Source organism: Roseobacter sp. MH60115, assembly GCF_015644665.1.
Taxonomy (GTDB): domain Bacteria; phylum Pseudomonadota; class Alphaproteobacteria; order Rhodobacterales; family Rhodobacteraceae; genus Roseobacter.
The window spans coordinates 80,594-100,093 of sequence record NZ_JADOBQ010000005.1; the positions used below are offsets into that span (position 1 = coordinate 80,594).

General features: G+C 61.3%; 22 protein-coding genes. 12 read left to right on the forward strand and 10 right to left on the reverse strand.

Annotation, left to right across the window (positions count from 1 at the left end):
* Positions 1 to 31 precede the first annotated feature (31 nt).
* The 4 genes from ISX84_RS16090 to ISX84_RS16105 are packed head-to-tail and all read left to right on the forward strand — an operon-like array spanning position 32 to position 3,003.
* A complete protein-coding gene (locus tag ISX84_RS16090) occupies positions 32 to 757 on the forward strand; it encodes a competence/damage-inducible protein A (protein ID WP_195821420.1) in 726 nt (241 codons plus the stop codon).
* Positions 754 to 1,479, forward strand: a complete 726-nt coding sequence (locus ISX84_RS16095) for a GNAT family N-acetyltransferase (protein ID WP_195821421.1) — start codon at positions 754 to 756, stop codon at positions 1,477 to 1,479. The genes ISX84_RS16090 and ISX84_RS16095 overlap by 4 nt, the downstream gene beginning before the upstream one ends.
* Before the next feature lies 1 nt (position 1,480).
* Positions 1,481 to 2,053, forward strand: coding sequence for a peroxidase-related enzyme (locus tag ISX84_RS16100; protein WP_195821422.1), 573 nt, complete (start codon positions 1,481 to 1,483; stop codon positions 2,051 to 2,053).
* Positions 2,050 to 3,003: an OmpA family protein gene (locus ISX84_RS16105; RefSeq protein ID WP_195821423.1), complete on the forward strand. Its 954-nt coding sequence runs from the start codon at positions 2,050 to 2,052 to the stop codon at positions 3,001 to 3,003. Before ISX84_RS16100 ends, ISX84_RS16105 begins: the two co-directional genes overlap by 4 nt.
* A 76-nt stretch (positions 3,004 to 3,079) precedes the next feature.
* On the opposite strand, the gene ISX84_RS16110 is transcribed toward ISX84_RS16105, so the two are convergent.
* The 4 genes from ISX84_RS16110 to ISX84_RS16125 form a co-directional block, all read right to left on the reverse strand.
* A complete protein-coding gene (locus ISX84_RS16110) occupies positions 3,080 to 3,985 on the reverse strand; it encodes a LysR family transcriptional regulator (protein ID WP_195821424.1) in 906 nt (301 codons plus the stop codon).
* A gap of 150 nt (positions 3,986 to 4,135) precedes the next feature.
* Entirely contained in the window at positions 4,136 to 4,873 is a 738-nt protein-coding gene (locus ISX84_RS16115) for an anti-sigma factor family protein (protein ID WP_195821425.1), read from the reverse strand.
* Positions 4,870 to 5,352: an RNA polymerase sigma factor gene (locus tag ISX84_RS16120; protein ID WP_195821426.1), complete on the reverse strand. Its 483-nt coding sequence runs from the start codon at positions 5,350 to 5,352 to the stop codon at positions 4,870 to 4,872. The genes ISX84_RS16115 and ISX84_RS16120 overlap by 4 nt, the downstream gene beginning before the upstream one ends.
* Before the next feature lie 115 nt (positions 5,353 to 5,467).
* Positions 5,468 to 7,495 (reverse strand): NADPH-dependent 2,4-dienoyl-CoA reductase, encoded by a 2,028-nt coding sequence (locus tag ISX84_RS16125; RefSeq protein WP_195821427.1) that lies wholly within the window; start codon positions 7,493 to 7,495, stop codon positions 5,468 to 5,470.
* A gap of 100 nt (positions 7,496 to 7,595) precedes the next feature.
* Between ISX84_RS16125 and ISX84_RS16130 the strand changes: the two genes are divergently transcribed.
* Both ISX84_RS16130 and ISX84_RS16135 read left to right on the forward strand, forming a co-directional pair.
* Complete coding sequence (locus tag ISX84_RS16130; RefSeq protein ID WP_195821428.1) at positions 7,596 to 8,057, forward strand: GNAT family N-acetyltransferase; 462 nt, start codon at positions 7,596 to 7,598, stop codon at positions 8,055 to 8,057.
* On the forward strand, positions 8,054 to 8,536 hold the full coding sequence (locus ISX84_RS16135; protein ID WP_195821429.1) for an RNA pyrophosphohydrolase: 483 nt from the start codon (positions 8,054 to 8,056) through the stop codon (positions 8,534 to 8,536). The genes ISX84_RS16130 and ISX84_RS16135 overlap by 4 nt, the downstream gene beginning before the upstream one ends.
* Here ISX84_RS16135 and ISX84_RS16140 read toward each other — a convergent pair.
* Genes ISX84_RS16140 through nth form a run of 3 tightly spaced genes read right to left on the reverse strand, consistent with a single transcriptional unit; the run spans position 8,533 to position 10,759 of the window.
* On the reverse strand, positions 8,533 to 9,129 hold the full coding sequence (locus ISX84_RS16140; protein ID WP_195821430.1) for a GNAT family N-acetyltransferase: 597 nt from the start codon (positions 9,127 to 9,129) through the stop codon (positions 8,533 to 8,535). The genes ISX84_RS16135 and ISX84_RS16140 overlap by 4 nt on opposite strands.
* A 2-nt stretch (positions 9,130 to 9,131) precedes the next feature.
* Positions 9,132 to 10,118, reverse strand: a complete 987-nt coding sequence (locus ISX84_RS16145) for an adenosine kinase (protein WP_195821431.1) — start codon at positions 10,116 to 10,118, stop codon at positions 9,132 to 9,134.
* The gene (gene nth / locus ISX84_RS16150; RefSeq protein WP_195821432.1) at positions 10,115 to 10,759 is read right to left on the reverse strand and encodes an endonuclease III; all 645 of its coding nucleotides are present in this window, start codon (positions 10,757 to 10,759) and stop codon (positions 10,115 to 10,117) included. The genes ISX84_RS16145 and nth overlap by 4 nt, the downstream gene beginning before the upstream one ends.
* Before the next feature lie 147 nt (positions 10,760 to 10,906).
* Between nth and ISX84_RS16155 the strand changes: the two genes are divergently transcribed.
* The 4 genes from ISX84_RS16155 to ISX84_RS16170 all read left to right on the forward strand — a co-directional run bounded on the left by ISX84_RS16155 (position 10,907) and on the right by ISX84_RS16170 (position 14,357).
* Positions 10,907 to 11,992 carry a Hint domain-containing protein gene (locus ISX84_RS16155; RefSeq protein WP_195821433.1) on the forward strand — a complete coding sequence of 362 codons (1,086 nt, stop codon included), beginning with the start codon at positions 10,907 to 10,909 and terminating at the stop codon, positions 11,990 to 11,992.
* Between the two features lie 50 nt (positions 11,993 to 12,042).
* Complete coding sequence (locus ISX84_RS16160) at positions 12,043 to 12,909, forward strand: methylated-DNA--[protein]-cysteine S-methyltransferase (protein WP_195821434.1); 867 nt, start codon at positions 12,043 to 12,045, stop codon at positions 12,907 to 12,909.
* Between the two features lie 134 nt (positions 12,910 to 13,043).
* Complete coding sequence (locus ISX84_RS16165) at positions 13,044 to 13,706, forward strand: OmpA family protein (RefSeq protein WP_195821435.1); 663 nt, start codon at positions 13,044 to 13,046, stop codon at positions 13,704 to 13,706.
* A gap of 108 nt (positions 13,707 to 13,814) precedes the next feature.
* The gene (locus ISX84_RS16170) at positions 13,815 to 14,357 is read left to right on the forward strand and encodes an NADPH-dependent FMN reductase (RefSeq protein ID WP_195821436.1); all 543 of its coding nucleotides are present in this window, start codon (positions 13,815 to 13,817) and stop codon (positions 14,355 to 14,357) included.
* Here ISX84_RS16170 and ISX84_RS16175 read toward each other — a convergent pair.
* Both ISX84_RS16175 and ISX84_RS16180 read right to left on the reverse strand, forming a co-directional pair.
* The gene (locus tag ISX84_RS16175; protein ID WP_195821437.1) at positions 14,354 to 14,770 is read right to left on the reverse strand and encodes a VOC family protein; all 417 of its coding nucleotides are present in this window, start codon (positions 14,768 to 14,770) and stop codon (positions 14,354 to 14,356) included. The two genes, ISX84_RS16170 and ISX84_RS16175, sit on opposite strands and share 4 nt — an antisense overlap.
* Before the next feature lie 110 nt (positions 14,771 to 14,880).
* Positions 14,881 to 15,912, reverse strand: a complete 1,032-nt coding sequence (locus ISX84_RS16180; RefSeq protein WP_195821438.1) for an NAD(P)/FAD-dependent oxidoreductase — start codon at positions 15,910 to 15,912, stop codon at positions 14,881 to 14,883.
* Positions 15,913 to 15,975: 63 nt separating this feature from the next.
* On the opposite strand from ISX84_RS16180, the gene mnmD reads away from it, so the two are divergent.
* Both mnmD and ISX84_RS16190 read left to right on the forward strand, forming a co-directional pair.
* Entirely contained in the window at positions 15,976 to 16,653 is a 678-nt protein-coding gene (gene mnmD / locus ISX84_RS16185) for a tRNA (5-methylaminomethyl-2-thiouridine)(34)-methyltransferase MnmD (protein ID WP_326838752.1), read from the forward strand.
* Complete coding sequence (locus ISX84_RS16190; RefSeq protein WP_195821440.1) at positions 16,650 to 17,519, forward strand: DMT family transporter; 870 nt, start codon at positions 16,650 to 16,652, stop codon at positions 17,517 to 17,519. The genes mnmD and ISX84_RS16190 overlap by 4 nt, the downstream gene beginning before the upstream one ends.
* Here the strand turns inward: ISX84_RS16190 and ISX84_RS16195 are convergent.
* Positions 17,484 to 19,457, reverse strand: a complete 1,974-nt coding sequence (locus ISX84_RS16195) for a lytic transglycosylase domain-containing protein (protein WP_442800628.1) — start codon at positions 19,455 to 19,457, stop codon at positions 17,484 to 17,486. The two genes, ISX84_RS16190 and ISX84_RS16195, sit on opposite strands and share 36 nt — an antisense overlap.
* Positions 19,458 to 19,500: the final 43 nt, after the last annotated feature.

Below are 19,500 nucleotides of genomic sequence, written 5' to 3' on the forward strand. Positions count from 1 at the left end.
GCATCAGGTGAGACGCAAGGAGAGCCGACAGATGCCCAACCCGACAGCTGCGATGATGGTGATTGGAGATGAAATCCTGTCTGGGCGCACGCGCGACGCCAATATGTATCACCTGGCGGGGCAGTTGACAGAGGCCGGTATCGACCTGCGCGAGGTGCGTGTGATCAGCGATGATCGTGGGGCTATCATTGCTACTGTGCAGGCGCTTTCCGCCGCCTATGACCACGTGTTCACCAGCGGCGGCATCGGGCCGACGCATGATGATATCACAGCCGATTGCATCGCCGCAGCCTTCAACAAGAACATCGATGTGCGCGAAGATGCGCGCGGCATTCTGGAACGGCACTACGCCACCTCGGGCACCGAGTTGAACGCGGCGCGTTTGCGCATGGCACGCATTCCCGACGACGCGCATCTGATCGACAACCCGGTCTCCGCAGCGCCGGGGTTCACGCTGGAGAATGTGCATGTCATGGCCGGGGTGCCTTCGGTGTTTCAGGCGATGGTGGACAGCCTGCTGCCCACGCTGACGGGGGGCGCGCCGCTTGTGTCGGAAACCCTGCGCATCGACCGGGGAGAGGGGGATATCGCGGGCCCTCTGGGCGCGTTGGCCGCCGAATACCCGATGCTCAGCATGGGCTCTTATCCGTTCCAGAAAAAGAGCGGTAAGTACGGGTCGAACGTGGTGATCCGGGGGTCGGACGCGGCCTTGGTGCGCAAGGTGAAGGATTTGCTCGCGGAAACCTTCCTGACATGACGCCGGATGCCGTCTTTGAGGTGATTGAGGCCACATGGCCCGCTGCCCGGCTTGTCCCCTTGGGGCCGTGGGTGGTGCGCGATGGCAAAGGTGGCGGCAAACGCGTCTCCGCCGCGACGCCGACGGCAGAGGTGAAGCCGTCGGATATTCCGGAAGCTGAAGAGGCCATGCGTGGCATGGGGCAACAACCGCTTTTCATGATCCGTCCAGGGGATGAGGCACTGGATGCGGCCCTGCAGGCCAGAGGGTACCGCACTCTTGACCCCACAACAGCCTATAGCCTGCCGATCACCCGGCTGACGGATGTGCCCGTGCCGCGCGTGACGGCCTTTTGTATCTGGGAACCGCTGGCGATCATGGAAGAGATCTGGGCGCAGGGCGGCATCGGTCCGGAACGCGTGGCGGTCATGGCACGGGCGGAGGTAAAGACCGGTATTCTCGCCCGCTGGAACGAAAAACCCGCCGGAGCGGCATTCGCGGCACTGCACCAGAAGACATGCATGGTGCATGCGGTTGAAATCCTGCCCGACCAACGGCGTCAGGGCGTGGCAGGCTGGGTGATGCGCGCTGCGGCCTTTTGGGCGCAAAATCAGGGCGCGGAGCATATCTCGGTCCTCTGCACGCAGGCCAACACCGCGGCCAATCGCCTCTATTCCTCTCTGGGCTTTGCGCCGGTGGGGCAGTACCATTATCGCTACAAAGACGCACAAGAGGTGCAATGACATGGCTGATACCGCTCTCCCCACAGCGCTGAACCTGCCGATGGTGGACCCGCTGCCGGCACCCACGCAGAAATACTTCGATGTGTGCCAGGACAAGCTGGGCATGATCCCGAACGTGCTGCGCGCCTATGCGTTCGACATTGAAAAGCTCGATGCCTTCACGGGCATGTACAATAATCTGATGCTGGCGCCGTCCGGCCTCAGCAAGCTGGAGCGGGAGATGATCGCGGTTGTCGTCTCTTCCATCAACAAGTGTTTCTACTGTCTGGTTGCCCATGGTGCCGCCGTGCGGGCGATGTCGGGTGACCCAAAGCTGGGCGAGGCGCTGGTGATGAATTACCGGGTTGCCGACCTGGATGCCCGGCAGCGGGCGATGCTGGATTTCGCCGCGCAGATGACCACCGCCAGCGCCACCATCGAAGAGCAGGACCGCGATGCCCTGCGTCAGGTGGGATTTACCGATCAGGACATCTGGGACATCGCCAATGTTGCCGGGTTTTTCAACATGACCAACCGGGTAGCCAGCGCCACGGCGATGCAGCCGAACGATGACTACCACGCGCAGGCCAGATGATATCGCCGCGCCTCTCTTTGCTGGCGGTGCTTCTGGCTTGCGCAGATGGCGCCAGCGCCGCTGATCTCACCTTGCCACCCGATGCACAGCTGACGGTCGAACGCGCCACTGATTTGGACAGTTTCGAGGCGCCGGTGGCCGGGTTTTTGGATGGTACCGTGCCCTCGCAAACCCTTGAAGGGGCCGTGACACGCCGGGCATGGCGGATCGGAACCGGCGGGCTGACGCCCCTGCAGGTGATGGCGCCGCTGCGCGACCAGATCGAGGCGCTTGGCTATGATATCGTGTTCGAATGCAGCAACATTGCCTGCGGCGGTTTCGATTTCCGCTTTGGCATCGAGGTGCTGCCCGGGCCGAATATGTACGTGAACATTGGGTCTTACCGATATCTGACGGCTTTCAAGGGACCCCGGAGCGACCCCGGTGAGGCGCTGACCGTTCTGACCAGCGTGACCGCGGCCTCGGCCTACGTGCAGACCATTCACACATCGACTGAGGTGGTCGCACGGCCACCGACCCCTGCGGAAACACCCTCTCCGGCGCCGACACCGCCCGACAGACCGACAGAGGCGAGTGACCCGGAAACCGGTCTCTTGCAACGCGGTTTCGTTGTTCTGCGCGATCTTGATTTTGACACCGGGACCACGGCGCTCGGGTCCGGTCCCTTTGCCTCGCTGGAACGTCTGGCAGAACTGCTGCAGGCGCAGTCGGCGTTGCGGATTGCCCTGGTGGGTCACACGGACACGGTCGGGGGGCTTGCGCCGAATATCGCCCTGTCGCGCGCGCGGGCGCGGGCAGTGCGCACGCGTCTGATCGATCAATACGGGATCGATCCAGACCGGCTTGAGGCCGAGGGCATGGGCTATCTGGCGCCCATCGCCTCAAACCAGACTGCCGAAGGGCGTGATCAAAACAGACGGGTTGAGGCCATTCTGCTCAATACCGAATAGCGTCGCCTCAAACAAAAAAATCCTCCGGTACGAGACCCGCACCGGAGGAAGTTTCACCGAGGAGGTGTTTGAGCGGTTACCAGTCCGAGGGGCCTTTTTCGGCAAAGGCGTGCACGAGGAAATCAATGAAGGCGCGCACTTTCGGCTGCGTGAAACGGCCGGGCGGGTAGACGGCGTAGATGCCTTGCGTTTCGACCGGCAGATCGGGGATGGCATCCTCGATCAGGCCTTTTTCCATCGCGTCGGCGTAGAGGAAGCTGGGCAGATAAGCGATGCCCAGACCGGAAATCGCGGCATTCAGCAAGGATTGCCCATCGTTCACGCTCAGCCAACCTGCCGTGCGCACCTGACGTTTTTCGCCCGAGGGCGCCGTCAGTTTCCAGACATTGCCGGAGGACTGGTTGGAATAATGCAGCAGTTTGTGGTTGTTCAGGTCGTCGATCTTTTCGGGTCGCCCGTATTTCTCGAAATACGCGGGGCTGGCGATCATGCGTTTGGTGGTTTCCGTGAGCTTGCGCGCGCGCAGGGAGCTGTCCTCCAGCTCGCCGATCCGCACGGCCATGTCGAAGCCTTCGGAAATCAGCTCGACGTAGCGGTTGTTGAGCACCATGTTCACGGTGATATCGGGGAAATCGGACAGAAATTCGCTTAAGACAGGCGAGAGATGGTTCACCCCGAAATCCGTCGCCACGGAAATACGCAGAAGACCGGAGGGCGCGCTCTGCATCGAGGTGACCAGCGCGTCGGCCTCGCCCGCGTCGTTCAGCACACGGCGTGCCCGGTCATAGTAGGCCAGCCCAATCTCTGTCGGGCTGACGCGGCGGGTTGTACGGTTGAGAAGGCGTGCGCCGAGGCGCGCTTCGAGGGAGGACACGTGTTTTGAGACAGCGGATTTGGAAATCCCCATCTTCTTGGCCGCATCGGTGAAGCCGCCCTGGTCCACAACCGTGGCGAAAGCTTCCATTTCAGTGAGGCGGTCCATTGCCTTCCCCTTATGTCTGTCAGTTCCAGATCGAGATATGCGGGTGAATTCGGGCAGGAACGGGGCGCCGGTGAGACAGTATCGCGGTTTTTGCGTGAATCGTTGAGGTCGTGGAAACGAAATTGCCGCAATTCCGGCGAAAATCCGCGTTCAGAGCGCCGCGGCAAATACCTCTGCGGCCTGCTTGAGCGGCATCGGATCCATGTCGCCAATCAGCAAAAAGCCGTGATCGTCGCGGTTCCAGCGCACCGTTTGCAGGCCCTTGTTCTCGCTTTCCGTCAGCGGCATGGGGTCCTGAGCCGGGGACAGGATGATGCAGAGCGCCACCGGCGTGCCATCCGTGCGCTGGTATGCGATTTGGACAAGCGGCTTTCCCTTGAAGCCCAGTATTTGCGCGCGTTTCAGGGTCAGCCCCTCAACGACGGGCAAATTGCCGAGGTCCAATCCGATGGCTTCGGAGACCCGTAGCAGCTGCGCTTGCGTCTCCGCCGGGGGTTGGTCAATCGCGTTGAGCGTTTCAGCGGTATAGAGCTTCTGATAGCTGGCCACAAACCCGGCCCAGCCATCCGGCGGAGCAGGTTGCGCAAAGAATGTGGCAAAGGTGAAGGCTCCGATGGCCAGCCCCGCCGCGAGCCCGGCGCTGAACACCCCCAACGGCGCCCGTGACCGGTTGGCGGCAGGCAGGTTTGGCATCGGCGGTGGTGGCGGAAAGGCGGCCAGCGCGCCCGCGCGCAAGGCATCCACATCCAGTGTCAGCGCCGCAATACGGTCCTGGAGCCCGGTATCCCCGGCAAGGGCGGCATCAATCTTGCGGTGCAGCGCCTCCTCCGCCTCCCCATCGAGGTAGGCGGTCAGGTCTTCGTCGCTAATCCATGTGCCTTGCGTCATTGTGACGACCTCTTTTGATCCGGCATACTCTGATTCAGCGTCTTTCGAGCTGCGGCCAATCGGCTCATGACCGTGCCGATCGGTATTTCCATGATGTCAGCTGCCTCGCGGTAGCTCATCCCCTCCACATAGACCAACGAAACCGCGTGGCGCTGGGCATCCGGCAGGGTATTTATCTTGGATAACACCTCAGACACGAAAATATTCGTTTCGGCATCAGGTGTTTTCTGGTCTGCCACGTCGATGTCTTCGACCGGCACCAGGCCACCGCCGATGCGCACCTTGCGCGCGCGCAGCTCATTGAGCCACAGCCGGTGTGCGATGCGCATCATCCAGCGGTCGAGATGGGTGCCCGGTTCAAACCCGTCCGCTTTTTCGATGGCGCGCAGGCAGGTTGCCTGCAGCACGTCCTCGCCCCAGTCCCGGCGCCCGGTCAGCGAGACGCAGAACCGCCAGACGGCTGGATAGGCGTCCGGCATGCCTTCCCGCACGGCCTGTTCACCAGATTTTTTACCGAAAAGCGCGATGGGGGTGATCCTGCAATGATTTGGCGTCCAGACTACTGCAAGTTTTCACCGTCAACAACGCGGCTTGTCATAACGTCGCCGCGAGCCGGGTGCCCTGATTGATCGCGCGTTTGGCATCAAGCTCTGCCGCCACATCCGCACCGCCGATCACGTGACAGGCTGTGCCTTGGGCCTCCAGCGCGTCGGCGAGGCTGCGCTCCGGTAACTGCCCGGCGCAAAGCACAATGGTGTCCACCTCGATCAGCGTCGGGTTTTCTCGCGCCTCTCCGTGGGACACCAGAATGCCGCCATCCTCGATCCGCTCATAGTTCACGCCACCCACCATCTTCACGTCCTTCATGGCGAGGGCTGCGCGGTGTATCCACCCGGTGGTTTTGCCAAGGCGCTTGCCCGGCTTTTCCGCCTTGCGTTGCAGCAGCGTTACCTTACGGGCGGGGGCATGCGGTTGTGGGCCCTCGGGGGCCAGACCGGCGCGGTGCTCTGCCGGGTCAGCCACGCCCCATTCGCGCATCCAGTCGGGTAGGCTTTCGGTTGGGCTGGTGCCCGCGTGCACGAGGTACTCGGCGACGTCGAAGCCGATGCCACCCGCACCGATGATGGCCACTTTCTCGCCGACTTCTGCCTTCCCGCGCAGCACGTCAATGTAGCTGAGCACATTGGGGCCATCCTGACCGGGGATTTCGGGGTCGCGCGGTACCACGCCGGTTGCGATGATCACCTCGTCGAACCCCTGCAAGTCAGCTGCCGTGACATCGCGGCCCAACTCCACCGAAATACCAAGGTCGGCAACCATCGTGCGGTACCAATCGACAAGGCCCCAGAATTCTTCCTTGCCCGGGACCTGTTTGGCCATGTTCAACTGTCCGCCGATCTCCGTTGCCCTATCAAAGAGCGTCACTGCGTGGCCGCGTTCCGCAGCCGTTATCGCCGTCGACAGCCCGGCCGGACCCGCGCCCACCACGGCGATGGTCTTCCGCGCGGCGGCGGGGGTGATCACCAGTTCGGTTTCATAACAGGCGCGCGGGTTCACCAGACAGCTGGAAATCTTGCCGCTGAAGGTATGGTCGAGGCAGGCCTGATTGCAGGCGATGCAGGGTGCGATCTGATCGGATTTGCCGTGCATCGCCTTGGCCACGAAATCCGCATCCGCCAGCATGGGCCGCGCCATGGAGACCATATCGGCGCAGCCACCCGCGAGCACGTCTTCGGCGACCTCGGGTGTGTTGATGCGGTTCGAGGTGATCACCGGGATACCCACCTTGCCCATCAGCTTTTTGGTGACCCAGGCAAAGGCCGCGCGGGGCACCGAGGTGGCGATGGTCGGGATGCGCGCCTCGTGCCAGCCGATGCCGGTGTTGATGATGGTGGCGCCTGCCTTTTCGATCTCCTGCGCCAGCTGCACCACCTCGTCATGGGTGGAGCCATTGGGCACCAGATCGATCATCGACAGGCGGTAGATCAGGATGAAATTCGGCCCCACCGCTTCGCGCGTGCGGCGCACCACCTCGATGGGCAGGCGCATGCGGTTCTCGTAGGAGCCGCCCCATTCATCCTCGCGCTTGTTGGTGTGGGTGACGAGGAACTGGTTCAGAAAGTAGCCTTCCGAGCCCATGATCTCGACCCCATCATAGCCCGCTTCTTGTGCGCGCTGCGCACAGGTCACAATGTCGCTGATCTGCTTTTCGATGCCGTCCGTGTCTAGTTCGGCGGGTGGGAAGGGGGAAATCGGGGATTTGATCGCCGAGGGGCCTACGCATTTCGGCCCGTAAGCGTAGCGACCTGCGTGCAGGATCTGCATCGCGATCTTGCCGCCAGCCTCATGTACAGCCTTCGTGATCACAGAGTGGTTGGCCACATCCTCGTCGCTCACCATCATCGCGGCACCGGGCAGGACGGAGCCTTCGAGGTTCGGACCGATCCCGCCGGTGACCATCAGCGCCACCTCACCGCGGGCGCGGGCAGCGTAGAATTCCGCCACGCGGGCCCAGTCCTTGGTTTCCTCCAGCCCGGTGTGCATCGACCCCATCAGCACGCGGTTTTTCAGCGTGGTAAAGCCCAGATCGAGCGGTGCCAGAAGATGCGGATAGTCGGCCATAAGAAATCCTCCCCGGATGGTATTGGCACGAGATCACATTTTCACATATGTGCTGTCACGTCGAACGCCGCGTCACAAGGCCGGGTGGGGGAGCAAGAGCATGATCAGATGGGCAAGAGCACAGGATGCAGATGATCTGGGGCAGGTGTTTTATGCCGCCGTGCGGGAAGGTCCCAGCCCCTATACCGAAGCGCAGCGCGCGGCATGGATGGATCAACCGCCGCAGGGGGCAGATTGGGCCGCGCATCTGGCGCCGCTGGAGGTCGCCGTTGCGGAGGATCAAACCGGCGCTGTCATTGGTTTCATGAGTGTCGAGCCCGGCGGCTATATTGACCGGGCATTCATTCTGCCTGCCCATCACGGCACGGGCGTGTTCCGGAAGCTATACGATCATGTCGAGAGCTGGGCGCGGGACGCGGGCGAGGCACGGCTCTGGACCCACGCCAGCCTCATGGCGCAACCGGCCTTTCGGGCCATGGGGTTTTCGATTATCCATCACGAGACGGTCGAGCGGAACGGCGAGAGCCTGACGCGGGCCAAGATGGAGAAGACGCTGGCATGACCCCCGAAGAGATCGAGAAGCTGCCTTACCGGCCCTGCGTGGGCGTGATGCTGGTCAATGCGGACGGGCACGTCTTTGTCGGGCAGCGGCGTGACAGCGAATATGACGCCTGGCAGATGCCACAGGGCGGGATCGACAAGGGGGAAGCGCCACAGGAGGCGGCCCTGCGCGAACTTTGGGAAGAAACCGGCGTGACCGCCGATCTGGTGACCGTCGAGGCGCAGAACAGTGAATGGCTGCCTTATGAGCTGCCTTATGATCTGGTGCCGCAGCTTTGGAAGGGCCGTTTTCGCGGCCAGAAACAGAAATGGTTTCTGATGCGGTTTCAGGGCGATGACACCCAGATCAACATCGCCACGGAGCACCCGGAGTTCTCCAAATGGCGCTGGCTGGAGGCGGAGGCGCTGGTCGAGAACATCGTGCCTTTCAAACGGGACGTCTACGCCGCCGTGATGTCCGAATTCCGCGATCTGCTCTAGGGGCGCAGCAGCGGCACATTTGGGCCAGCGGTTTCTGGCAACAGCCCAAGATTGCGAGGATCATCGGCGATTTCCACGCTGCGCTTGATCGGTGTGAAACCGCTGCGATTATAGAAACTGAGCGCCTGCGGGCTGTCGATGGTGCAGGTGCGCAAGTGAAAACGTGAGATCGGTTTTTCCCAAGCCAGATGGATTGCCTTGTTCATCAGCCAGCGGCCGGACCCGGTGCCAATCAGGTCGGACGTCAGCCCGAAGTAGGCCAATTCGCAGGCCCCCTCTTTGCGGAAGTCCAGCTCCAAAAGGGCGAGATCCTGCCCGTCCCGCGATAGCGTGTAAATCTCCACCTTCGGGTCGGAAAGGATGGCCGTCAGCGCATCATCCTCAAGCAGGAGGCGTCCGTACCAGAGCCAGTCTGTCCCCCCGACGCGGGTAAAGACATCGCGGTACCATGCATTATCTGCCGTCACGCGGCGAAAGCTTAGTCCGTCCGGCAGCGGGACGTCTTTGGTATCCGTTTTCGACGTCATTTCCAGGTAGGTCACGATCATCGCGAGCTTGCCTGCGGGGACATCATGGAAACCGTCTTCCAACATCGTCAGACGAGCCCTTCCGCCTCAAAGATTTGCATCATCTCCACCTGCGGACGCGGGCCGACGTGGCTGATGACCTCGGCGGCGCAGAGGTTGCCCATTTTTGCACAGGTTTCCAGATCACGCTTGGTCGCAAGACCGTAAAGGAACCCGGCGGCAAACTGATCGCCTGCGCCGGTGGCATCCACGGGGGTGACTTTCTGGACCGGCACATCAATGCGCTGGCCGTCCGAAATCACCGTCACGCCGTCGCCCGAGCGGGTGCAGACCACCAGCGGGCAAATCTCGGCCGTCTTTGCAAGGGAGGTTTCCAGATCAGTTTCGAACAGCGATTCGATCTCGTGCTGGTTGCCGATCACATAGTCCAGATCATGCTCGATCAAGGATAGGAAATCGGCGCGATGCCGTTCCACGCAGAAGGGGTCAGAGATGGCGATGCCGGCGATGCCGCCCGCCGCCTTGGTGGCACGCGCCGCTTCGCGGAATGCGGTTTTGCCGGCGTCATGATCAAAGAGATAACCTTCGAGGAACATGATCTTAGCTCCGCCCGACACCGTTTCCGGAACGTCATCGGAGGTCAGGCCCGTCGAGATGCCCAGATAGGTATTCAGCGACCGCTCGCCATCCGGCGTGACGAAGATCATGCAGCGCGAAGTCGGCACCTCGCCGTTCGGCACCGGCGGATTCACGAAATCAATGCCATTGTCGGTCATCGCACTGGCGTAAAACCGGCCCAGGGCATCATCGCGCACCCGCCCGATGAAGGCCGTTTGCAGCCCCAGCGAGCCCACGCCCGCCACGGTATTGGCCACAGCCCCGCCCGGCGTCTGAAGCCGGTCATTCATGGAGGCAAAAAGCTTTTCCGAGCGGTCCTGATCCACCAACTGCATGATGCCCTTGTCGATCCCCATATGGTCGAGAAAGCTGTCATCGGCGTGGGTGATCACATCGACAACGGCGTTTCCGATGCCAACGACTTCGTAGTTTTTCATAGGGTTTTGTCCTCGAATGGGCAGAGATCGCGGATGATGCAGGTGGGGCACATCGGCTTGCGTGCCTTGCAATGGTAGCGCCCGTGCAAAATCATCCAATGGTGGGCATGCAGCTGGAAATCAGCCGGAATATGGTCTTCGATGGCGCGCTCGACGGCTTCAACCGTTTTGCCGGGCGCGATGCCGGTGCGGTTGCCAAGCCGGAAGATATGGGTGTCCACCGCCTGCGCCGGGTGCTGCCACCACATGTTCAGCACCACATTTGCCGTCTTGCGCCCGACGCCCGGCAGACCTTGGAGCGCCGCACGGCTGTTGGGCACCTCTCCGCCGTAGTCATCGACAAGGATCTGGCTGAGCTTCATCACATTCTTGGCCTTCTGGCGGTAAAGCCCGATGGTCTTGATATGTTCGGTCAGCCCGTCAATCCCCAGGTCCAGCATCTTTTGCGGGGTGTCGGCGATCTGAAAAAGAGCGCGCGTGGCCTTGTTCACGCCCGCATCCGTGGCCTGCGCACTTAGCGCCACCGCAACAACCAGCGTATAGACGTTGACATGCTCCAGCTCGCCCTTCGGCTCCGGATCAGCGTCCTGAAACCGCGTGAAAATCTCGCGTATGGTGTGATATCCAAGCTGCTTTGCCATTTGCCCGGTATGCGGGCTTTCCGAGGTGTGGGCAAGACCATCTGCCGGTGATCGCTAAAATGCGTCTAAAAACTTGGCGTATTTTTCAGCAGTATCTTCATTTGCCTGTGTCAGTCTCTGATGGTTTTCAGCTCTCAAGGTATTGGCATGGCAACGCATTCCTTTTACGGCTATTCGTCGAATACGCTGGTCTACAATCCCAGCAATGGCACATTCACGCTTGATCCAAACTACGATTTCAGAACCGACCGCGTCTTGTTCGAGGTCACGGACGACGACAATTTTCTGGATGGGGACGAGCATAACAACGAGGTGGGCGAAGACGCGAACCAGACCGGCGTGGTCACCACGGCAGACGGCAACCCGGTGTCTTCAGGCAAGATTTACGGTGAGCAATTTGGCGTTCTGCAAGCGCCTGACGGCTCCTATGTCAGGATCGACCGGATCGAAATCGATGGCGTCAAGATGGGGTATGTGCCATCCGAACCTCTGACACCCGGCGTCACGTATCGCTATGTCGGGGGGCGAGACATCGACAATCTGCTGGGCGGGCCGGACGGCGATGATACACGCCTGTCCTATACCCAATACGAACAGCAAAGCGTGCCCTGTTTTGGCCCCGGCACCATGATCCGCACGCAGGATGGGGAAGTCCCGGTGGAGTGGCTGGAAACCTCCGATAGGGTGCTGACCCGCGATCACGGCTATCAACCCATCGTCTGGATCGGGCGGACACGTCTTCAGCCGGGATATTTCATGCAATATCCTGACGAACGGCCGGTGTGCATTCCTGCGGGCGCTTGTGGGCCAAACGCGCCGACCCATGACCTGCATGTCACCGGAGATCACCGGCTGCTCCTCACCTCGGCGCGGGCGGAGCTGCTTTATTTTTCCAATGAGGTGCTGGCCCCGGCCAAGGCCTGGGCTGATCGTGGACGTGGCTTTCCTCTCACGCCAGTGCGGCCTTACACGCTGACCCATATCGCCTGCGCCAACCATCAAGTCATTCAGGCGCAAGGCGCCTGGGTGGAGACGTTGTTCCCCGGACCGGAGACGATGCGGCGGCTATCCAAGGCCGACAGTGAACGTCTGATGCAGGCCCTGGGACCTGACGGAATGGAGGCTGCAATGGCTCGTCCCTGCCTGACCCGACATGAAGCACGACTGTTGATTGCGCAGGACGACAGGGGCACTGCGATGCGAGAAACAGAGCCGGTGTTGCGCCGCGCATAATTCGCAGGTTTCGGGTCGCGCCGCGCCGTCCGGTTTCCTAGATTGGGACCATGACACAGCATCAGACACTCCCCGACGAATCGGAAACCGCTTACCACTACCGCGTTGTCCGCCGCGCCATCGATTTGATCGATCAGGCCGAAGACCCGCTGTCGCTGGAACAACTGGCCGCGGAAATGGGTATGAGCGTTGCGCATTTCCAGCGACTTTTTTCGCGGTGGGTCGGGGTGTCGCCTAAAAGATATCAGCAGTACCTGACCTTAGGTCACGCCAAGACCCTGCTCCGCGACCGTTTCACGACACTGGAGGCGTCGCATGCGGTTGGTCTTTCGGGCAGCGGACGGTTGCACGATCTCTTTGTGCGCTGGGAAGCGATGAGCCCGGGGGAGTTCGCGCGCGGTGGCGCGGGGTTGAAGATTTACTGGGGCTGGTTCGAAAGCCCCTTTGGCCCCGCTGTTGTGATGGGCACGGACAAAGGCATCTGCGGCATGGGGTTTGCTGCCGAAACGGGCGAGGAAGCGGCCCTGCAGGATCTGGTATCGCGCTGGCCACAGGCTGAGTTTATCGAGGACCCGATGATGTTGCGTCCGTGGGTGTCGCATGCTTTTGGCGCAGGCGACGGCGCCCTGGAAACGGCGCCGCTGTTTCTCATCGGCGCCCCGTTTCAGATCAAGGTCTGGGAAGCGCTTCTCAGCATCCCGTCGGGGCAGGTTACGACATACTCCGAGATTGCGCAGGCCATCGGCAACCCGCGCGCCGTGCGCGCTGTGGGCACAGCGGTCGGACGTAACCCGATCAGCTGGCTGATCCCCTGCCACCGGGCGCTGCGTAAATCCGGCGGCTTGGGTGGCTATCACTGGGGCCTGCCGATGAAGCGCGCCATGCTTGCCTATGAGGCCGTGCACGCGGAAAATTGATGACGTGAGTACCCTGGCAGCTTATTGCCGAGCTATTTTCCCCTTGGTTTGTTGCGGAACCGCCGCCATATATACGGCGTTAACAGCAAGACGCCCTGCCCGAACGGGGCCGCAACCACTGAAGGCAGTACGCTATGACATTTGTAAAAACGCCCTTGATCCTTGTACTTTCGGGTACTTTGGTGCTCGCCGCCTGTACCGATCCTAACCAAATCGGCGCGAATTCCAACAATCCCAAAACACAGCGCGGTGCTCTGATTGGCGCAGGCGCGGGCGCAGTGCTGGGCGCCCTGTCCAAGGGGGATGGAAACCGAGGAGATGGTGCCTTGGTCGGGGCCGCCGTGGGTGCGGCCATCGGCGCGGGAATTGGCTATAACCTTGATCAGCAGGAGGCGGAACTGCGCCGTGATCTGGACGATGACGTCATCATCACCAACACCGGTGACCGTCTGATCCTGAACCTGCCACAGGATATCCTGTTCGCCACGGACAGTTTCTCCGTTCGGTCAGATTTGCAGAACGATCTCTACGCTGTCGCCGCAAGCCTGAACAAATACCCGCAATCCACCGTGCAGGTGATCGGCCACACCGATAGCGACGGTGACGCGGCCTATAACCAGCAGCTTTCGGAACGGCGTGCCAATGCCGTGGGCAACGTCCTGTTGAACGCGGGTGTGCCATCCGCGCGTCTGCAGACATTTGGACGGGGTGAAAACCAGCCGATTGCCAGCAACCTCAACGCCGCTGGCAAAGCGCAAAACCGTCGGGTGGAGATCGTCATTCTGCCCACAGCCTGACAAAAAACCTTATAATTCATCCAAGGGCCCCGGAATTCTCGCCGGGGCTCTTGTTTTTTCGGGCCGCTGCCACAGGATTACGGCAACCGTTTGCAAGGAAATGAATTCATGGCAAAATACACTCTTCTTGGGCTGTCCGGCTCACTGCGTAACGCATCCACCAACACCAAGCTGCTGCACGAGGCCGCACGGCTTTTTGAAGACTGCGCGTTCTCCCTCGCCGATCTGAACCTGCCGCTGTACGATGGTGACTTTGAGTCCGCTGAAGGCGTGCCGCAGGCGGTTCAGACCCTGGCCGATGATATTGCAGCGGCGGATGCCGTCCTGATTTCCACGCCGGAGTACAACAAGGGACCCTCCGGTGTTCTGAAAAACGCGCTGGATTGGATCAGCCGCACCAGCACACGCCCCTGGTCCGGAAAACCGGTGGCCGTGATGTCCGCAGCAGCGGGCCGGGCCGGTGGCGAGCGGGCGCAGATGGTGCTGCGCGGGTTCATGGTGCCGTTTCGCCCCCGCATCCTGCAGGGGCCGGAAATCCATCTGGCCGACAGCAGCAATCAGTTCGACGAAAACGGCAGGCTGACCGGCGAGGTTTATGTGCGTGAATTGACTGCCTTGATGCAGGCTCTGCGCGCCGAGGTGGATCGCTAATCCTGCGGCACCGCGACCTCGATCAGATTGCCGTCCGGATCCCGTAGGTAGAGTGACATGATTGCGCCCGTTGCGCCGGAGCGCGGCACCGGCCCGTACTCGATGTCGACCTGATGCGTGGCAAGATGGGTCATCCAGTCTTCCAGGGGCGCATCCGTCAAAAAACACAAGTCCGCTGTTCCGGGGTTCGGGTGCGCCGCCTTTGGATCGAACTCGCGCCCCTTTTGATGCAGATTGATCTTGCTCTGACCAAAGAGCAGGGCCCATCGCCGCGTCCCGTCAGCGGCATCGAATTGCTCACCCCGCATGCCCAGCACCTGCGTGTAGAAACGGACAGTCTCGGGGATGCTGGCGACGGTGAGCACCAGATGATCCAGGACACGAACGCGGCATTGAATGTTGGATGGCGGCATCATTGGTTCCTCGCTGCCGGTGTACCGCTGAAAATGCACTCAAAGCGAGAGCGGGTCAAAAGGGTGTGGGGGCGTTCGTCGATCAGGTGCGCGAGGTCACCGGTTTGAGGTCAGAATGATGCTCTGACCTCAAACCCGTCGGGGATCTGGTTGCGGCCTTCAAGCACCAGATCTGCCATCACCTCCGCAATCTTCGGGGCCATGCCAAATCCAATCTTGAAACCACCGTTCGCGATGAAATGACCCGGCCTGTCGGGCCAATCGCCCAGCATGGGTGCACGGCTGCGGGCACGAGGGCGCACACCAGCCCATCTGTGGATGACTTCTGCGTCTTTCAGAACGGGGACAGCGGTGCGGGCGCGGTCGATCACTGCATCCAATCGCGCATCAGTCGTGTTTGGGTCCTCAAAATCCCGCTCCGAGGTGGAGCCAACGGCCACTGTGCCGTTGGAGTGCGGAATGATATGAACGCCATCGGCAAAGATCTGTGGAGCGACACCGGCGTCGAATCGCAAAAGCGCGGCCTGCCCTTTCACGCCATTGCCGACCATTCTGTGATGTTGTCGGTTCAGCGCGTCGAGCCCCGCTATCCCCGTGGCCCAGATCACAGCGCCTGTATCGGGACCGTCGCTTTGAATGGTAACCCCTTTGGCCGAGAGCGCGGCGACCAGTGTGTCGCATGCCGATCTTGGGTGCAGATGGGCGCTCAAAGTGTCGCGGATTACCCATCCCGTCGGACTGGGCGGGGCCCATGCTGCCCCGTCCATTTGATCGACAGACCACGTCGCATGCTTGCCCCACAGCTCGGCGGAACTGATCGCGCGCTGCCGGGCGAGGTCCAGACCTTTCATATCAGGAATGGGCTGCAGCCTGCCGCTGCGGGCGTAACCGGATGACATGCCGCTTGTCTCTTCAACCTCGGCCCAAAAAGGCCCCGTCATCAGTAGGCTTTCCAGCTGAAAGGCCTTCTTTGCGTTCCAGTTTTCCGGGACATGGGGTGCCAATGCGCCGACAACCCCGCCACTGCTGCCCGCGCCCGGCCCGTTTGGATCTATGACTGTCACCCGTGTGCCGCGCCGGATGCAGGCCCAGGCGATTGACAGGCCAAAAATGCCCGCGCCGCGTATGGTGATATCGGCCATTGCCAAAGGTTTTCCACTCCCTCAATGTCGCGCCAGAGTCCAGCCACCCTACAAGGCCCCTCCGTGCAGAACCAGACGGCAGATGTCACATGGAACGCATCAGGCGTTCCAGTCTCAGAGCGCTTTGACGATCCTTACTTCAGCCTGGAAGACGGGCTGGAGGAAACGCGTTATGTTTTCCTCAAAGGCAACGGCTTGCCGGAAAGATTTGGCGACGGCTTTCATATTGCGGAACTGGGGTTCGGAACCGGCCTGAGTTTTCTCACCGCGACGCAGGCATGGCAGAAGGCAGGTATCCCCGGTCAACTCACGTTCACAAGCTTTGAGGCGTTCCCGATGACTGCCGAAGAGATAGCGCGTGCGCTACGCCCCTTTGACAGCCTGGGTGCGTTACGTGAGATTCTGAGCGACCAGTGGCGCGTCGACGGCGGTTCGTTCAGAATAGCGCCGGGGATTTCCCTGAACCTAGTTCTGGGTGATGCCCGTGAAACACTTGCGCCTTGGCAGGGCGCGGCGGATGCATGGTTTCTGGACGGTTTTTCACCGGCAAAAAACCCGGAGCTTTGGTCCGATGAGCTGATGCAAGAGGTGGCGCGTCATACCGCTCCGGGTGGAACCTTTGCGACCTACACCGCTGCGGGGGCTGTGCGCCGCGCGCTTGATGCGGCAGGATTTGACGTGCAGCGGATGACCGGCTTTGGTCGTAAACGGCATATGACGGTCGGGATTCTTCGGCCATGACACAATCCAACAATGTGCGCCTGGGCGTCTTGCTGATGCTGCTGACGACCATCGTCTTTGCCTTGCAGGACGGGATTTCCCGCCACCTCGCCGATGCCTACAACGTCTACTTAGTCGTAATGGTCCGGTACTGGTTCTTTGCCGCCTTCGTGATGGCCATCGCGCGCCGCAAGGCAGGGGGCGTGCGTGCGGCGGCGCGGACCAGGCAACCTCTTTTGCAGGCTTTTCGGGGTGTCCTGTTGGCCCTGGAAGTTTGCGTCATGGTCACGGGCTTTACGCTTCTGGGGCTGGTCGAGAGCCATGCGGTCTTCGCCTGCTATCCATTGTTGGTCGCCGCATTGTCCGGCCCGGTTCTGGGGGAGGCTGTGGGCTGGCGCAGGTGGGCGGCCATTGCCGTGGGGTTTGTCGGGGTAATGATCATCCTGCAGCCTGGTGTTTCGGTCTTTGACCCCTACGCGATCATCCCGTTGGTTGCCGCGCTGATGTTCGCGCTTTACGGTTTACTGACCCGCTACGCGGCACGACAGGACAGCACGGCGACCAGTTTTTTCTGGACCGGCGTGGCGGGCGCGGTGACGATGACCGTCATCGGCATATGGTATTGGGAGCCGATGACCCAAACCGATTGGCTTTGGATGGCACTTCTCTGCGTGACCGGGGCGTCCGGTCATTGGTTGTTGATTCGCTGCTACGAGGTTGCCGAAGCCAGCGCTGTACAGCCCTTTGCCTACTTCCAGCTTGTGTTTGCATCGCTGTTGGGCACTACAGTTTTTGGCGAGACCATACGCCCAAATGTGGCGCTGGGCGTGGCGGTTATTGTAGCGGCGGGGCTATTCACCCTTTGGCGCGAACGCCAGCAGAGATGAGCCGGTCAGTTCTTCGAGGAAGGGCGCTGGCATCGGATTTTTTCCCAGGCGGGCGCGGTAAATCGGCAGGCTTTCGGCCACGCGCATCACGTAGTTGCGTGTTTCACGAAACGGGATGTGTTCGATCCAGTCCACCATGTCGATGTCGCCTTTGCGCGGGTCGCCATAGGTGAGCATCCAGCGGTCCGGGCGGCTTGGTCCGGCGTTGTATCCGGCGGACATCATGATGATGTTTCCCCGGAACCGCGCGGCCAGTCTCGACAGGTAAACGGCACCGAGTTCCGCGTTATAAACGGGATCGGAAATCAACCTTTCCGTGCTGTGTTCGCCTTTACGCCCGATTGAGGCAGCCACTTCGCGCCCCGTTGCGGGCATGATCTGCATCAGGCCGCGGGCGCCGACACCGCTCTGGACACCGGGATCAAACTCACTCTCTCGCCGGGCGATTGCCAGCACCATTTCCGGTGCCATCGGAAGATCTTGATCGGCCACAGGGTGCAGCGGATAGTATCCTCTTGGCACGACGATCGCACGCCGCGCCGCGCGCTTGCCGATCATCACCGCCAGATGCGGTTGTTCGACTTCCAAAGCCGCCTCCGCGAGCAGCCCGGCCTGTTCGCGGTTCAGGCTTTCCGCCAGATGTGTCCAGAACCGTTCCGCGAGATCAATCTCACCTGAGGCCTGCAGCAACATACCGGCGATAAAAACCGGTGATGTCGCGACCTCTGACTCGCGCCATTCCCCATCGATTGTCTCCGCCGCCAAGGCCGTGTCAAAAGGCAAGCCCGCGCGGTCCGCCGCCAGCAAGCCGTAGAATGACGTCTGGTACTGCGCCGCATCCGTGTAAGCCTGATCGGCTGCTGCCACATCGCCCATCGCCTCAAGTGCACGGCCCTGCCAATATCCCGCGCGGCCTTTTGAAATGGGCGATCTCACCGCTCCATCGTGGTTCTTGAAGTGCTGCAATGCCGTTTCAGGTTCGTTCAGTTTACGCAGGGCGATGTACCCGGCGAGCCATTCCAGATCTGCATAATTGGAGCCCGCTGTCAGGAAATGGCGCGCGGCAATCTCATATGCGCGCTCCGCATTACCGTCCCGCATCTCGTCCCGTGCCATGGACCGGCGCCGGTTGGCCCAGGCCTCCGGTTGGCCCAGGGCCGCCGCACTTGTCGATGTCGCGCGTAGCAGGTCTTTCGCATCGTCCCACCGTCCTTTGCGCGCGCGCCAGACAAAGCGTTCATACTGCAGGCCCGGATTTTCCGCATGGCTTTTGGGGATTTGTGCAATCAGCGTATCCACGCCATTTGCACGACCGCGCAGGGCGATTCTTGCCTTGGCCACGGCGATGTCGGCCTTTGACACCAGCGGGTACATGCGTCGCGCGTTCTCAAAGGCCCCGGCCCAGAGCATCGCATCCAGACGCGCGCTGTGATGTGGTTTCAGCAACTCACCGTGCGCGGCCAGAAACAGCGACTGCGCGGTGCTGCCCATCGGCATCTCGCGCCACGCCGATACGATAATCGCTTCCGCCTCCGACGCGGCATCAGTGCGCGACAGCGCGGCAGCGTGGCGCAATACCCCCTCAGGCGTTTGCGCGGCGCGCGCGCCAAAAAACGCGAGTACTTGAGAATCTTTCTGTGCAATTACAACCCGTTCCGATTGTTTTCGCAGATAAGGCTCGCCCGGCCAGTCCGGCCGCCGCTGCAGAAAGGAGACCACATCCGCATAGGTGCCTTTCCCGGCCCGCAGCCTCGACCATTCGATCACGTCACCAGCCACATCGCCGTCGCGCGCGGCAATCTTGGCCGCCGTGCTCCAATCGCCATCGCGCATCGCGTCCATCGCCCAGGCAAGCGGTCTTGGCCGCTCCGCCAGCGCGGGGGCCGCGGTCAGTAAAATCACAGTCAGTGTCGTCAGCCAGTGTCTGATCACTTGCAATTCCCGGCGTTTGAGGGCTAGAGCCTCTGATACATACAGCGTC

What these genes read in the sequence shown, in the direction of transcription:
- ISX84_RS16090 (WP_195821420.1), top strand. Translation starts at nt 32, where the DNA reads ATGCCCAACCCGACAGCTGCGATGATGGTGATTGGAGATGAAATCCTG.
- ISX84_RS16095 (WP_195821421.1), top strand. Translation starts at nt 754, where the DNA reads ATGACGCCGGATGCCGTCTTTGAGGTGATTGAGGCCACATGGCCCGCT.
- ISX84_RS16100 (WP_195821422.1), top strand. Translation starts at nt 1,481, where the DNA reads ATGGCTGATACCGCTCTCCCCACAGCGCTGAACCTGCCGATGGTGGAC.
- ISX84_RS16105 (WP_195821423.1), top strand. Translation starts at nt 2,050, where the DNA reads ATGATATCGCCGCGCCTCTCTTTGCTGGCGGTGCTTCTGGCTTGCGCA.
- ISX84_RS16110 (WP_195821424.1), bottom strand. Translation starts at nt 3,985, where the DNA reads ATGGACCGCCTCACTGAAATGGAAGCTTTCGCCACGGTTGTGGACCAG.
- ISX84_RS16115 (WP_195821425.1), bottom strand. Translation starts at nt 4,873, where the DNA reads ATGACGCAAGGCACATGGATTAGCGACGAAGACCTGACCGCCTACCTC.
- ISX84_RS16120 (WP_195821426.1), bottom strand. Translation starts at nt 5,352, where the DNA reads ATGCCGGACGCCTATCCAGCCGTCTGGCGGTTCTGCGTCTCGCTGACC.
- ISX84_RS16125 (WP_195821427.1), bottom strand. Translation starts at nt 7,495, where the DNA reads ATGGCCGACTATCCGCATCTTCTGGCACCGCTCGATCTGGGCTTTACC.
- ISX84_RS16130 (WP_195821428.1), top strand. Translation starts at nt 7,596, where the DNA reads ATGATCAGATGGGCAAGAGCACAGGATGCAGATGATCTGGGGCAGGTG.
- ISX84_RS16135 (WP_195821429.1), top strand. Translation starts at nt 8,054, where the DNA reads ATGACCCCCGAAGAGATCGAGAAGCTGCCTTACCGGCCCTGCGTGGGC.
- ISX84_RS16140 (WP_195821430.1), bottom strand. Translation starts at nt 9,129, where the DNA reads ATGTTGGAAGACGGTTTCCATGATGTCCCCGCAGGCAAGCTCGCGATG.
- ISX84_RS16145 (WP_195821431.1), bottom strand. Translation starts at nt 10,118, where the DNA reads ATGAAAAACTACGAAGTCGTTGGCATCGGAAACGCCGTTGTCGATGTG.
- nth (WP_195821432.1), bottom strand. Translation starts at nt 10,759, where the DNA reads ATGGCAAAGCAGCTTGGATATCACACCATACGCGAGATTTTCACGCGG.
- ISX84_RS16155 (WP_195821433.1), top strand. Translation starts at nt 10,907, where the DNA reads ATGGCAACGCATTCCTTTTACGGCTATTCGTCGAATACGCTGGTCTAC.
- ISX84_RS16160 (WP_195821434.1), top strand. Translation starts at nt 12,043, where the DNA reads ATGACACAGCATCAGACACTCCCCGACGAATCGGAAACCGCTTACCAC.
- ISX84_RS16165 (WP_195821435.1), top strand. Translation starts at nt 13,044, where the DNA reads ATGACATTTGTAAAAACGCCCTTGATCCTTGTACTTTCGGGTACTTTG.
- ISX84_RS16170 (WP_195821436.1), top strand. Translation starts at nt 13,815, where the DNA reads ATGGCAAAATACACTCTTCTTGGGCTGTCCGGCTCACTGCGTAACGCA.
- ISX84_RS16175 (WP_195821437.1), bottom strand. Translation starts at nt 14,770, where the DNA reads ATGCCGCCATCCAACATTCAATGCCGCGTTCGTGTCCTGGATCATCTG.
- ISX84_RS16180 (WP_195821438.1), bottom strand. Translation starts at nt 15,912, where the DNA reads ATGGCCGATATCACCATACGCGGCGCGGGCATTTTTGGCCTGTCAATC.
- ISX84_RS16190 (WP_195821440.1), top strand. Translation starts at nt 16,650, where the DNA reads ATGACACAATCCAACAATGTGCGCCTGGGCGTCTTGCTGATGCTGCTG.